The 12,616-nt window shown below is 68.0% G+C and carries 12 protein-coding genes; 6 read left to right on the plus strand and 6 right to left on the minus strand.

The genetic code is table 11. The features are described from left to right. Positions 1–53: 53 nt before the first annotated feature. Both ABVF28_RS07060 and ABVF28_RS07065 read right to left on the minus strand, forming a co-directional pair. Positions 54–1,115, minus strand: coding sequence for an aldo/keto reductase (locus ABVF28_RS07060; protein ID WP_371029964.1), 1,062 nt, complete (start codon positions 1,113–1,115; stop codon positions 54–56). Between the two features lie 77 nt (positions 1,116–1,192). Further along, positions 1,193–2,647: an MFS transporter gene (locus ABVF28_RS07065; protein WP_371029965.1), complete on the minus strand. Its 1,455-nt coding sequence runs from the start codon at positions 2,645–2,647 to the stop codon at positions 1,193–1,195. A 172-nt stretch (positions 2,648–2,819) separates the two neighbouring features. Here ABVF28_RS07065 and ABVF28_RS07070 point away from each other — a divergent pair, with 172 nt between their 5' ends. Beyond that, entirely contained in the window at positions 2,820–3,683 is an 864-nt protein-coding gene (locus ABVF28_RS07070) for a hypothetical protein (protein ID WP_371029966.1), read from the plus strand. 168 nt (positions 3,684–3,851) lie between these two features. On the opposite strand, the gene ABVF28_RS07075 is transcribed toward ABVF28_RS07070, so the two are convergent. Next, positions 3,852–4,679 (minus strand): MerR family transcriptional regulator, encoded by an 828-nt coding sequence (locus tag ABVF28_RS07075; protein ID WP_371029967.1) that lies wholly within the window; start codon positions 4,677–4,679, stop codon positions 3,852–3,854. On the opposite strand from ABVF28_RS07075, the gene ABVF28_RS07080 reads away from it, so the two are divergent. From ABVF28_RS07080 to ABVF28_RS07100, 5 genes are all read left to right on the plus strand, one after another. Beyond that, a complete protein-coding gene (locus tag ABVF28_RS07080) occupies positions 4,670–4,927 on the plus strand; it encodes a hypothetical protein (protein WP_371029968.1) in 258 nt (85 codons plus the stop codon). The two genes, ABVF28_RS07075 and ABVF28_RS07080, sit on opposite strands and share 10 nt — an antisense overlap. Positions 4,928–5,107: 180 nt before the next feature. Next, the gene (gene dnaK, locus ABVF28_RS07085; protein WP_104313183.1) at positions 5,108–6,973 is read left to right on the plus strand and encodes a molecular chaperone DnaK; all 1,866 of its coding nucleotides are present in this window, start codon (positions 5,108–5,110) and stop codon (positions 6,971–6,973) included. 2 nt (positions 6,974–6,975) lie between these two features. After that, positions 6,976–7,686, plus strand: a complete 711-nt coding sequence (locus ABVF28_RS07090) for a nucleotide exchange factor GrpE (RefSeq protein WP_371029969.1) — start codon at positions 6,976–6,978, stop codon at positions 7,684–7,686. A gap of 114 nt (positions 7,687–7,800) precedes the next feature. Then, a complete protein-coding gene (locus ABVF28_RS07095; protein WP_104254235.1) occupies positions 7,801–8,811 on the plus strand; it encodes a DnaJ C-terminal domain-containing protein in 1,011 nt (336 codons plus the stop codon). Between the two features lie 8 nt (positions 8,812–8,819). Further along, positions 8,820–9,335, plus strand: a complete 516-nt coding sequence (locus ABVF28_RS07100) for a heat shock protein transcriptional repressor HspR (protein WP_371029970.1) — start codon at positions 8,820–8,822, stop codon at positions 9,333–9,335. 452 nt (positions 9,336–9,787) lie between these two features. Here the strand turns inward: ABVF28_RS07100 and ABVF28_RS07105 are convergent, their stop codons facing one another. The 3 genes from ABVF28_RS07105 to ABVF28_RS07115 form a co-directional block, all read right to left on the minus strand. After that, positions 9,788–10,633, minus strand: coding sequence for a helix-turn-helix transcriptional regulator (locus ABVF28_RS07105; protein ID WP_371029971.1), 846 nt, complete (start codon positions 10,631–10,633; stop codon positions 9,788–9,790). 9 nt (positions 10,634–10,642) lie between these two features. Next, complete coding sequence (locus tag ABVF28_RS07110) at positions 10,643–11,578, minus strand: SDR family oxidoreductase (protein ID WP_371029972.1); 936 nt, start codon at positions 11,576–11,578, stop codon at positions 10,643–10,645. Positions 11,579–11,742: 164 nt separating this feature from the next. Next, positions 11,743–12,414 (minus strand): GntR family transcriptional regulator, encoded by a 672-nt coding sequence (locus ABVF28_RS07115; protein WP_371029973.1) that lies wholly within the window; start codon positions 12,412–12,414, stop codon positions 11,743–11,745. Positions 12,415–12,616: the final 202 nt, after the last annotated feature.

Raw genomic sequence — 12,616 nt, forward strand, 5'->3', positions numbered from 1 at the left:
TTCTAGTTGCACTTCGTTTGCCTGCAACTCGGAAAGCTGGGGATAAGCCCGGATCAGGATGCCGCGAGCGCCGCCTCTTCGCGGCCCTGGGACGTCCAGGCGGGATCTGCCGAGCGGTTCCCGACGACGCGCTCGGCGATCGAGTCGAGTCGGAGCAGCTGCTCGCCGGCCAGGTCGAGGCCGATGGCCCGCAGGTTCTCGTCGATGCGCTCGGGGCTGCGGGTTCCCGGGATCGGGGAGACCCGTACCCCGAACTCGGCCGACTTCGCGGAGACCCACGCGAGGGCGACCTCGGCGACGGAGACATGGCGGTCGTGCTGCTCGGTGAGCTGCTGCGCGACGGCCGCGACCTCGCCGGCGAGGGCGCGGTTCGCTGGCAGGTTCTCTGCGAAGAAGCGGGGGAAGTTGGCTCGCACGTTGGGCTTCTCGGCGGTGAGGTCGGCCCACGAGTCGGTGAGCAGGCCGCGGCTGACGGGGGAGTAGGGCACGAAGCCGGCGCCGACCTCGCGGATGGCGGGGATGACGTGGCGCTCGAGGTCGCGGCTGAAGATGCTGTACTCGCTCTGGATGGCCGCGATGGGGTGCACGGCCGCGGCGCGGATGATCTCGGCTCCCGTCGGCTCGCTCAGGCCGATGTGCCGCACCTTGCCCTCGGCGACGAGCTCGGCGACGAAGCCGACCGTGTCCTCGATGGGCACGTTCGGGTCGACTCGGTGCTGGTAGTAGAGGTCGATGTAGTCGGTGCCGAGGCGCTTGAGGGAAAGCTCGACCTGCTCGCGGACGTGCTCGCGGTCGCCGCGCACACCCCGCTTGCCAACCCCGTCGCCCTTCGTGATGCCGAACTTCGTGGCGAGCTGGATGCGCTCGCGCTGCCCCGGGAAGATCTTGGCGATGGTGCGCTCGCTGCGGCCGTCGCCGTAGATGTTGGCCGTGTCGATGAACGTGATGCCCGCATCCACCGCGTGCCGAAGCGTGCGCAGCGCCTGCTCGTCGTCGATGGGACCGTACGCGTCGCTGAGGCTCATGGCGCCGTACCCCTGCACGGTCGTCACGAGGCCATCGCCGAGGAGGGTCGTGGGGAGCTGCGCTGCGGTGCCGTTCGTCTCGTGCGTCATGGCATCAAGTGTCGTCCGCACCACCGACATTCCGCCAGCGAGCCCGGCCTTGGGGGTAACAGTCGCAGAGCGGGCCGCTACGCGCTCGCCTGCTTCACCTTGCTCGGCACGGGCAGCATCATGAGGAATCCCACGGCGAGGACGATGCCGATGCCGATGATGCCCATCTTCGGGTTGCCGGAGAGGAACACGAAGAGGCTGAACAGGGCGGGGGTGATGAAGCTCGCGACCCGGTTCGTGGTGGCGTAGAGGCCGAACAGCTCGCCCTCGCGGCCGGGAGGGGTCGCGCGGGACAGGTAGGAGCGGCTCGCGGCCTGCGCTGGCCCGACGAAGAGGCAGAGGGCGAGTCCGAAGATCCAGAACACCGTCTTCTCGGATGGGAGGAAGAGGAGCACGACCGAGAACGCCGTGAGCGAGACGAGCGACGCCATGATCACGAGCTTCGGGCCGAAGCGGTCGTCGAACCAGCCAGCGGCGAGCGTGCCGAGGCCGGCGACGAGGTTCGCGGCGACCGCGAAGTAGATGACCTCGCTGGGCGCGAAGCCGTACACCTGTGCCGCGAGGATCGCGCCGAACGCGAAGATCGCCTGCAGCCCGTCGCGGAACACGGCGCTCGCGGCGAGGAAGAGGAGGAGCTTCGGGTCGCTCTTCGCGAGCTTCCCGATGACGCGGAACAGCACGCCATACGACGCGAAGAAGCTCACCTTGGGGCGGGTCTCGTCCTTCGGGATCTCGGGCACCTTGAACATGACGGGCAACGCGAAGACCACGTACCAGACAGCGGCGAGCACGATCGCGAAGCGGATGTCCAGCGCGCCCCCATCCGCCCCGCTCGGCACCCCGAGGACGCCGTTCCGGCCTTCCGCGCCGAACGACTGGATGAACAGCACTAGCAGGAGCACGAGCAGCACGATGCTGCCCAGGTAGCCGAGGCCCCAGCCGATGCCCGAGATGCGGCCCACGTTCTTGGGCGTCGACACCTGCGACAGCATCGCGTTGTAGTTGACGCCGCTCAGCTCGGCGAAGATCGTGCCGACTGCGAGCAGCAGCGCGCCCCAGAACAAGTACTCCTCGCCGGGCTGGATGAAGAACATGGACAGCATGATGAGCACGGTGATGCCGGTGAAGATGCCCAGCCACAGCTTTCGCCTCCCCGACCCGTCGGAGCGCTGCCCGAGCACGGGTGCGATGAGGGCGACGAGCAGGCCCGCGACCGTGCTCAGGTTGGCGATGACGTTGGTGGATGCGGCCTGAGCGGCCAGATACTGCGGGTCGAGCGGGTTCGCCTCGCCCAGCGCCGCGACCTGCGGGTCGATGAAGAGATCGCTCGCGAGGTACGTGGCGAAGACGAAGGTGACGACGACGGCCTGGAAGGCGGAGTTGCCGACGTCCCACAGCGCCCAGGCGGTCGCGCGCTTCTTCAGCTCCTTCGGCGTGACGGCGGCGCCGCCGTCGACGGTCTCGACCCGCCCGCTCGGAGTCGGGTCGCTGGGGGAGGGTGCGCCTTCGTCGGCGCGGCCGGGGTGTGCCATGCGCGGATTCTATGCGCGTGAGGCGGCGCGGAGGGGAACAGCCTGCGCGAGGTCCTGGCCGGTTGAGTTCGCTCGCCGTTCGTCTGCCGTGAACCGCACTGTGACCTGCGCGTGGCACCCTGGCCCGGAAAGCGGTCGGAGCGTGCGCGCGGCTGCGGACGGGAGGCAGCACATGCGACTCAGGACTCGGGTGTGGCTCGCCGCCCTCGTGATCGCGCTCTTCGGCGTCCTGCTCGGCGCCGCGACGCTCTTCAGCTGGATGGTCGACGAGACCCGCTTCGACCGTCCGAGTGCGGAGTTCGATGCCCTCGTCGAGCAGGTCGAGGCGATCCCGGGCGTGACCGAGGTATCGGGACAACGGTGGGTTGAAGCGCCGATCTTCGTCGACCCCATCTCGCGGATCGAGCTCGACGTCGAGCAGGAGCACCTACCCGCCCTGCTCGACGAGCTCTGCGCGTCGGCGCATCCCGAGGGTGTCAGCTGGTCGCTCGAGGTGCCCGCCGCCGCGGGCGGCGTGATGTCGCTGCACAGCCAGACCGACTCCTCTGGGCGAGCGCTGTCAGGAGGCACCTGCCCTGACTTCGGCTTCGACGGCGTGTCGCTCGTCGACGAGCTCGACGAGATCGCGCCCGACATGGCCGTGCAGCCGGCGATCTGGGAGAACGGGCGCTTCGCCCTCGTCTCCATCGAGGAGACCAGGGACGGCTACCTCCACCTGCTGCCGCTCGTCCAGAACGTCGGGGCGCTGCTTGCCGCCGCGGGCTTGGACCCCGACAGGGAGGTCGAGATCAACTCCACGACGCTCGGTGCCACGATCCTGCCCGGGCAGCAGGAGCCCTACCTCGCGCTGCTCACCGACCTCGCCGAAGATCACGAGGTCGAGGCCTTCTGGGCAGACGGCGGGAGCGCGCCGATGGGTGGCCGAGGCCACGTGAACGTCACCGCGCCCGCCGCCCAGCACGCCGCGATCGAAAGCAGGATCGGCGCATCCGGCCTGCACATCGCGGACTTCCCGGTGACGTTCCACGAGCCGTGAGGCGGAGGAATGTGCCTTCCCGGTTCCGGGCCGCCGCCCTGCGCCTACTGCGCGGGCCAGGTGTCGTAGAAGTACGGGGCAGGAAGCCCGGGCGGCGTCCAGGAATCGCGTCATAGTGGGCTCGGGGCGGTCGCTCGGTGACGCTCCGCGCCGAAACCTGACGTGGCGTTACCGGATCGGCCAGCCGATCTCTGTTGTTCCCGCGTCTGAAGGCGCTCCGCCGCGGTAGGTCTCGCGGAGTGCTCCAGGCGTGCTCTCGCCGAGCGTCGCCACGTGGGCGCCTAGTGCGGCGTAGGCGTTGCCGATCGTCTCGTCGTCGCCCTCGTGCACGATCACCGCGAACCGTGTCGCGGGCAGGGTCTCGATGGACGCCAGGCTCGGCCCGGGGGGACGGGTCCGTGTGGGAGGGGGCGCGGTGACGGTGCCGACGCCGTCGACCGGGTAGAAGAGCGCCCCTTCGCCGGCCTCGTCGAGGAAGAGCTCGGTCGACCACAGTCCGCTGAGCGCACCGGAAGGCTTGATGCCGGCCGCGGCGGCGGCGTCGTCGAGGTGTCGCCGCGTCGTCGTGAACCAGCCGCCCAGGTCGGGAAGCGCAATGCTGTCTCGGATGATCAGCACTTCCTGGGCGGGCACGTCGCGGACCTCGACGGGGTTCGTCGTCGGCGGTTCTAGCAGTGCGCGCAGGGAGGTGACTGCAGTCCGCGTCTCGTCGAGGCGCCGCTCGAGTCGCGCGAGGTGGCCGGTGAGCGCGGTGCGGCGCAACCTCACGTCCTTCGCCTCGAGCGCGCGTCTGACGTCATCGAGGGGCATGTCGAGCGCGCGGAGCTGGTGGATCATGCGCGCATCCTCGATCTGCGCCGGGTCGTACCGCCGGTAGCTCGTCACCGGGTCGACGGCGGCGGGCTCGAGCAGCCCCACCCGGTGGTAGAAGCGCAGCGCCTTCGCGCTGAGCCGGGTGGCCCTGCTGAAATCGCCGATGGTCATGGATGCGGGCACACGCACATCCTCGCTTCGACAACGGGGAGGAGTTCCGCGGGAGAACAGAGATCACACGCTGGCGCCGAGAGGTCTCGACGGCGTTCACGTTCACCGCGACCCTCCTGGACACCTCGTCGAATGGGCCACGCGTGTCGGTGACGGAGCGCCTCGAGGGGGACTTCCCCGGTGGCCGGGTCGACCTGACAAGCGTCTTCGATGTGGGTTCTGAGGAGCTGATCGAGCGGCTGGTGATCAGGGTCGCATAAACACAGAGACTTGAGTCGCTCCCACTCAACTCTCAGCCTGTTGGCTTGACGCATGGTCGGCGCCGAGTAAACTTGAGCGCATACGGCTCAGGTCTGCATGCATCTCGACGATCTTGATCGAGGCTGCAACTCGGGCCGACTCAGACTCACACAAGCAGCTCTACAAAAGGAGAACCACACATGTCACGTGCTGTTGGAATCGACCTCGGAACCACGAACTCCTGCGTCGCAGTCCTCGAGGGTGGCGAGCCGAAGGTCATCGCAAACGCCGAGGGCTTCCGCACCACCCCGTCCATCGTCGCCTTCACGAAGGACGGCGACGTGCTCGTCGGCGAGACCGCCAAGCGCCAGGCAGTCACCAACGTCGACCGCACCATCGGCTCCGTCAAGCGCCACATGGGAACCACCTGGACCCAGGGCATCGACGACAAGAAGTACACCGCGCAGGAGATCTCCGCGCGCATCCTCGGCAAGCTCAAGCGCGACGCCGAGCAGTACCTGGGCGACAAGGTGACCGACGCGGTCATCACCGTTCCCGCGTACTTCAACGACGCAGAGCGTCAGGCCACGAAGGAAGCCGGCGAGATCGCCGGCCTCAACGTGCTCCGCATCATCAACGAGCCCACGGCGGCCGCACTCGCGTACGGCCTCGACAAGGGTAAGGAGGACGAGCTCATCCTCGTCTTCGACCTCGGTGGCGGAACGTTCGACGTCTCGCTCCTCGAAGTGGGCAAGGACGACGACTTCTCCACGATCCAGGTGCGCTCCACCGCCGGCGACAACCGCCTCGGTGGCGACGACTGGGACGACCGTCTCGTCAAGTACCTCATCACGGAGTTCAAGTCGCAGACCGGCGTCGACGTCGCGAACGACAAGATCGCACTCCAGCGTCTGAAGGAAGCCGCTGAGCAGGCGAAGAAGGAGCTCTCCAGCTCCACGAGCGCCAGCATTCAGCTGCCCTACCTCTCCCTCACGGAGAACGGCCCCGCGAACCTCGACACGAGCATCACTCGCGCCAAGTTCGAGGACCTCACCAAGGACCTCCTCGAGCGCACCCGCAAGCCGTTCGAAGACGTCATCCGCGAAGCCGGCATCAACGTCGACCAGATTGACCACGTCGTCCTCGTCGGTGGCTCCACCCGCATGCCCGCAGTCGCAGAGCTCGTCAAGAAGCTCAGCGGCAAGGACGCCAACAAGGGTGTCAACCCCGACGAGGTCGTCGCAGTCGGCGCCGCTCTCCAGGCTGGCGTGCTGAAGGGCGAGCGCAAGGACGTCCTCCTCATCGACGTCACCCCGCTCTCCCTCGGCATCGAGACCAAGGGCGGCATCATGACCAAGCTCATCGAGCGCAACACGGCCATCCCCACCAAGCGCAGCGAGACCTTCACGACGGCCGACGACAACCAGCCGTCCGTGCAGATCCAGGTCTTCCAGGGCGAGCGCGAGTTCACCCGCGACAACAAGAACCTCGGCACGTTCGAGCTCACCGGCATCGCACCGGCCCCCCGTGGCATGCCGCAGATCGAGGTCACGTTCGACATCGACGCCAACGGCATCGTGCACGTCTCTGCAAAGGACAAGGGCACGGGCAAGGAGCAGTCGATGACGATCACCGGCGGCTCCAGCCTCGGCAAGGAAGACATCGAGCGCATGGTCCGCGAGGCGGAAGAGCACGCGGAAGAGGACAAGAAGCGTCGCGAGGGCGCCGAGCAGCGCAACATCGCCGAGACCACGGTCTACCAGGTCGAGAAGGTGCTCACCGAGAACGACGACAAGCTCCCCGCCGACGTCAAGAACGAGGTCCAGGGCGACGTCGACGCTCTCAAGACGGCCCTCGCAGGCGACGACGACGCGGCAGTGAAGTCGGCGCTCGACAAGCTCAACACCAGCCAGACGAAGCTCGGCGAGGCAATCTACGCCGCAGCCCAGGCTGAGCAGGCAGCGGAAGCCCCCACGGCTGACGCACCCGCCGGAGACCAGGCGGCCGACGATGACATCGTCGACGCCGAGGTCGTGGATGACGAGGACGACAAGGACAACAAGTAGTCATGGCTGAAGAGCGAAACGAGTCAGAAGCACGCGGTCCCGAGAGCTCGGGAGAAGCAAACGAGCCGATCATCAACGACAAGCGTCGGATCGACCCGGAGACTGGCGAAGTTCGCGACCTCGGCAAGGCTGCTGGTGCCGAGTCGGCGGAGTCCACCCCGGACGACACCGACCCGGCATCCGGCGAGGCTGCTGAAGCCGCGGCTGAAGGTCTGAGCGTTGAGGACCTCGAGAAGCTCCTCAGCGGCGAAGGCGCGGAAGACGCACCAACCGAGGGCACGCCTGGTGAGAGCGATCTCGCCCAGGAGCGCCTCCAGGACCTGCAGCGCGTCCAGGCGGAGTACGCCAACTACCGCCGTCGCACCGACCGTGAGAAGAGCGAGGCATACGACGCCACCAAGGCTGAAGTGCTCCGCTCCCTCCTCCCGGTGCTCGACGACTTCGACCGTGCCCAGAAGCACGGCGACCTCGTCGAGGACACGCCCATGGCCGTCATCGCCAACAAGCTCCGCACGGCAGTCGAGCGCCTCGGCCTCACCGCATACGGCGAGGCCGGCGAGGCCTTCGACCCGCAGCGCTACGAGGCGATCGCGCAGCTGCCGAACCCGAGCGTCACGACCGACACCATCGCCGATGTTGTCGAGCGCGGCTACACGGTCGGCGACCGCGTGGTCCGCGTCGCGAAGGCAGCGGTGTTCGTACCCGCTTCGTAAGCACCGCGATCGGCGCACCCGCACCGATCGAACACGGGAGGGGGCACCGCAGACGCGGGCCCCCTCTCGTGTTCATCCAGAAGACATGCTCATTCCTAGGAACAGAAGGACCATATGGCCAGTCAGGATTGGTTTGACAAGGACTTCTACGCGGTGCTCGGCGTATCGAAGGACGTAGACGAAAAAGACCTCAAGAAGCAGTACCGGAAGCTCGCGCGTCAGTACCACCCTGACTCGCACCCGGGAGACACCGCTGCTGAGGCGAAGTTCAAGGAGATCTCCGAGGCCTACTCGGTGATCTCCGACCCAGAGCACCGCGCAGAGTACGACCAGATGCGCGCGATGGGCTCCGGCGCCCGCTTCCAGCAGGGCCCAGGCGGCCCCGGAGGCGCGGGCTTCGAGGACGTGTTCGGCGGGATGTTCAACGGCGGCGGTGCGCGCCGAGGCGCGTCGAATGCGGACTTCGAGGACCTCCTCGGCTCCATGTTCGGCGGAGGTGGCGGCGGATTCGGCGCCGGCAGCTTCGGCGGCGGCGCAGGTCGCCCCGCCGGGTTCCAGACCGGACCGCAGAAGGGCCGCGACCAGAGCGCATCCACGACCCTCGGTTTCATGACCGCCATCAAGGGCGACACCGTGGAGCTGCAGGGGCAGGACGGACGCGTAGTGAAGGTGCGCGTTCCGGCCGGCGTCGAGGACGGGCAGAAGATCCGACTCCGCGGCAAGGGCGGCCAGAGCCCCAACGGCGGCGAAGCGGGAGACCTGATCCTCACGGTGACGGTGCGCCCGGACCCCGTCTTCACCCGCTCGGGCCTCAACCTTGAGGTCACCGTGCCCGTCTCCTTCGCGGAGGCAGTGCTCGGCGCGACCATCGAGGTACCCACGGTCGACGGCGGCACCGTGCGCGTGAAGGTCGCGCCCGGCACCCCGAACGGCAAGACGCTGCGCGTCAAAGGCCGCGGCATCGAGACGAAGAAGGGCAAGGGCGATCTGCTCGTGCACCTGGAGGTCGCGGTCCCGAACCATCTCTCAAGCGCGCAAGAGAAGGCCCTCGCTGACTTCGTCGCCGCATCCGGTGACGAGAGCCCGCGCGAGGATCTCCTCCGCCTCGCCCGCCAAGGCAGGTAGGGGCGCTCATGGCACTCCCTTCCGACCTCGACGAGGACGCCCCGATCTTCGCGATCGCCATGGCCGCCGAGCTCGCGAACATGCACCCGCAGACCCTGCGGCAATACGACCGGATGGGTCTGGTCACGCCGCAGCGTACGGCGGGCCGCGTGCGGCGCTATTCGCTGCGCGACGTGGCGCAGCTGCGGGAGATCGCGGTGCTCTCGAACGAGGGCGTGAGCTTGGAGGGCATCGCCCGCGTGCTCGAGTTGCAGCGCGAGGTGCTCGGGCTGCGCCGTCGCGTACGCGCGCTCGAGGCGGAGCTTGCCGACGAGCGACTCACGAGGCTTGGCGGTCGCGTCTTCGCGGCTGGCGAGCGCGGCGACGTCGTGCCGCTCGCGCACGGGCGCCGCATGGCCCGTCGCACGGAGGTCGTCGTGTGGCGGCCGGCCCGAGTCCACGAGGCGGAGTCTGACGTCGAGGCGGACCGCCCGCGCACGGTGCGCAGGCGCCGGCCCACCGCGAAGAAGCCCGCGAGCGACTAACGCGCGTCGAGGCTGCGGCTGCGGACTCTCTGCCGCCGCCGCCGCCGCTGCCGCTGCCGCCGCTGCTGACTCTGCGGTTGCTGCCGCTACCGCCGCCGAACTCCAGAAAGTTGTGGCCCGATGTCGTTCCCGTTCGCGGGAACGACACCGGGCCACAACTCTGTCCCCTGCGGGATGGGGCGTCCTCTGGGGGGGATGGGGCTGTGGCCTCAGGTGCAGGGCGGTGTCGGCGGCGTCATTGGCATCCCTGGCGGGTGTGCTTCGCGTGCATCCGAGGCGGCGCAGAGTTGTGGCGAGATGCCGTTGTGAAGTGGCGCAACAGCACAAAACCACAACTTCTGGGGCGGTCGCTGTGGTGGATGCGGGGCGGTCGCGGTGGTGGATGCGGGGCGGTTGCGGTCGCGGTGGTGGATGCGGGACGGCTGCGCTACCGGGGGCGGGCGCTCGCGGCTTCAGGCGCCCGCGGTCAGGCGTTGCGTGCCGAGCACGGAGAGCAGCTGCAGCTTGTCGTAGTTCTGGGTGCCTGGTGTCGCCGTGAGAACCAAGAGCGTCTGGCCCTGCATGGGGTCGACGAGGAACTGGCACTGCACGGTGATCATCCCGGTCTCGGGATGCTGCACCCGCTTCTCGAGTTCGTGCGTCGCGTTGATCTCGTGGTCGGCCCAGATCTCGGCGAACTCCGGGCTCTCGACGAGGAGCGCGTCCACGACCCGCTGCGCGCGCGAGCCCGGACCCTGTTGGGCCGCGAAGCTGCGCGCATCCGCGGCGAAGGCCCGGCCCAGCTTCTTGTGGTCGTCATCTGGGTAGACGTCGCGGGCGCCCGGGTCGGTGAACCAGCGGTAGACGACGCTGCGGGCGTTGCCGGTGAAGCGGGTCTCGTCGCCGAACAGCGCCCGCGCCGCTGGCGTCTGCACGAGCGTCTCGCCCATGGCCGTCATGACCTGGGCTGGGGTGTCGGCGAGCCGGTCGAGGATGCGCATGAGCCCCGGCGCGACGTGCTCGCCGCGGATCGTGCGCTTCGGCGGCTGGTGGCCGGCGAGGTGGAAGAGGTGGTCGCGCTCCGCCACGGTGAGTCGCAGACCGCGGGCGATCGCGGCGAGCATCTGCTCGGACGGCTGCGGGCCGCGGCTCTGCTCGAGTCGGCTGTAGTAGTCGACCGACATGTCGCTGAGCGCCGCGACCTCCTCGCGCCGCAGGCCCGCCGTCCGGCGGCGCGGCCCCTTCGTCAGGCCGACGTCGTCCGGCTGCAGCGCCTCGCGGCGACTGCGGAGGAAGTCGGCAAGCTGGGCTCTGTCCATGACGCGAGGCTAGCGGGCCGCGTGCTCGGCGACGAACTGCTCGGACAGCTCCCACAGGCGGCGCGCATCCGCTTCGCTCGTGACTCGCGAGTAGAGCTTCTGCTCGGCGGGGCGGCCGCCGATGTGGCCTGGGCCCTTCGGCCCGTAGAGGTGGCCGCCCTTCGCGTCTGGGCTCGTCGCGGCGAGGATCGCGGGGAGCGCGGCGCTCTGTGGGGTGCCGGCGACGCCGATGCGCGAGAGCACGCGGATGACCTTGACTTCGGTTGTGTCGCTCGTGCGGCCCATGCCCGGCTGTGCGGAGAGGAGGTTCGTGGGGGAGATGCCGGGGTGCGAGAGGTTGCTCGTGATGCCCCAGTCGTTCGCCTCGCTGAGGCGGTGCAGGTGCATCCCCAGCAGGCCGGTGGCGATCTTCGACGAGCTGTACGAGCCCATGTTGCTGTAGCTGCGTTCCCAGTTGAGGTCGTCCCAGTTCACGGCGCCCTGGTTCGCCGCGACGCTGATCTGCGTGGTGACGTGTGCCTTGCCCTCCTTGAGGAGCGGGAGGAGGCCGGTCGTGAGCGCGAAGTGGCCGAGGTGGTTGGTGCCGAACTGCAGCTCGAAGCCGTCGCTTGTCGCGCGGCGCTCTGGCGGCGTCATGACGCCGGCGTTGTTGATGAGGATGTTGATGGGGCGTCCCTCGGTGACCAGCTCCCCTGTGAGGGCGGCGACTGAGGCCAGCGACGACAGGTCTAGGTCGCGCAGCTCGAGCTTTGCGCTCGGGTTCGAGTTGCGGATGCGCTCGGCGGCCTTCTCGCCCTTCTCGCGGTTGCGCACGGGCATGATCACCTCGGCGCCAGCGCGGGCGAGGCGACTGGCGATGTGGAAGCCGATGCCGTCGCTCGCGCCCGTCACGAGCGCGAGCTTGCCGGTGAGGGACGGGACCTGGATGTCGATGTTCTTGGGCACGGGATTCTCCTGAGTTGTGCGGGCGAGCGCCAGATGGTGCCGCTGAAGTGAATGCGCAGCCTGGCCGGTGGAACCAGTGTGCCGCTCACATGTTCTTCGATTCAGGACTCACTCATCCAGGGATTCCCAGTCCCTGTCTCGTCGCGGTTCAGGCCGTCGAAGGTCTAACTGGAGTGCTGCTCCAGGTCGGTGAACGCGGCGATGGCGACGGTTTGGCGTGCCGCCGCTACGTGACGACGCGCGGAGAGCTCCGCGGTGAGCGGGTCGCGCGTGCGAATCGCCTCCAGGATGACGGCGTGCTCGTTGAGCGAGCTCGCGAGACGACCTGGCACCTCGAGGGTCTGCTGAACGAGGCGGTGGTAGGCAAGCTGGTTCATGAGCAGCTCGTAGTGTTCGGTGAGCTTCTGGTTGTCGGCTCCGTCGACGAGCGTCTGGTGGAAGTCGTGGACAAGAGCGGCATACGCCCCGGCGTCACCACGGCGGACGGCTTCGCGCTCGTCGGCGATGTTCTGTTCGAGACGGCGCAGCTCCGGCACCTCACCGCGTTGGGCGAGGAGGCCCGCGGCGAGGCCTTCCAGTGCCTCTTTCATCTGGAAGAGTTCTACGACTTCCCGTCGCGTGGGCTTGCGGACGAATGACCCGACGCGAGGCCTGATCTCGACGAGGCCCTCGATCTGCAATTGCTTGAGCGCCTCGCGAATAGGGGTTCGGCTGACCTGGAATTCCTCTGCGAGACGGATCTCCGCGAGGAGTTCGCCTGGTTCGAACCTGCCGGTGACGATGCCAGATCGGATCTGCTCGATGACTGGGCTGGTCTCGGTTTTTATCTGTGTCATTGCAGCTCGGCTTTCTCCGCGTGAGGCGTCGGCTTCCTTGTACATCACCATACACCGATGTATGCCACAGATCGTTGTCTGAGATTCCTGTTTCTCGGAGCTTTCCGCGTGTGAAGACTATGTTTCCAGGGGAGAAGGGTGTTGACACCACCTGGGATGGGTGATTAGCGTCGACCACACCATGCATGCAACAGCGGCTGAT

The organism is Pseudoclavibacter sp. JSM 162008 (assembly GCF_041366455.1).
Classification (GTDB): domain Bacteria; phylum Actinomycetota; class Actinomycetes; order Actinomycetales; family Microbacteriaceae; genus Pseudoclavibacter.

Excerpts from the sequence above, each read along its gene's own strand:
- ABVF28_RS07090 (WP_371029969.1), top strand. The coding sequence starts at position 6,976 with ATGGCTGAAGAGCGAAACGAGTCAGAAGCACGCGGTCCCGAGAGCTCG.
- ABVF28_RS07065 (WP_371029965.1), bottom strand. The coding sequence starts at position 2,647 with ATGGCACACCCCGGCCGCGCCGACGAAGGCGCACCCTCCCCCAGCGAC.
- ABVF28_RS07080 (WP_371029968.1), top strand. The coding sequence starts at position 4,670 with ATGCGGGCACACGCACATCCTCGCTTCGACAACGGGGAGGAGTTCCGC.
- ABVF28_RS07060 (WP_371029964.1), bottom strand. The coding sequence starts at position 1,115 with ATGACGCACGAGACGAACGGCACCGCAGCGCAGCTCCCCACGACCCTC.
- dnaK (WP_104313183.1), top strand. The coding sequence starts at position 5,108 with ATGTCACGTGCTGTTGGAATCGACCTCGGAACCACGAACTCCTGCGTC.
- ABVF28_RS07095 (WP_104254235.1), top strand. The coding sequence starts at position 7,801 with ATGGCCAGTCAGGATTGGTTTGACAAGGACTTCTACGCGGTGCTCGGC.
- ABVF28_RS07105 (WP_371029971.1), bottom strand. The coding sequence starts at position 10,633 with ATGGACAGAGCCCAGCTTGCCGACTTCCTCCGCAGTCGCCGCGAGGCG.
- ABVF28_RS07070 (WP_371029966.1), top strand. The coding sequence starts at position 2,820 with ATGCGACTCAGGACTCGGGTGTGGCTCGCCGCCCTCGTGATCGCGCTC.
- ABVF28_RS07100 (WP_371029970.1), top strand. The coding sequence starts at position 8,820 with ATGGCACTCCCTTCCGACCTCGACGAGGACGCCCCGATCTTCGCGATC.
- ABVF28_RS07115 (WP_371029973.1), bottom strand. The coding sequence starts at position 12,414 with ATGACACAGATAAAAACCGAGACCAGCCCAGTCATCGAGCAGATCCGA.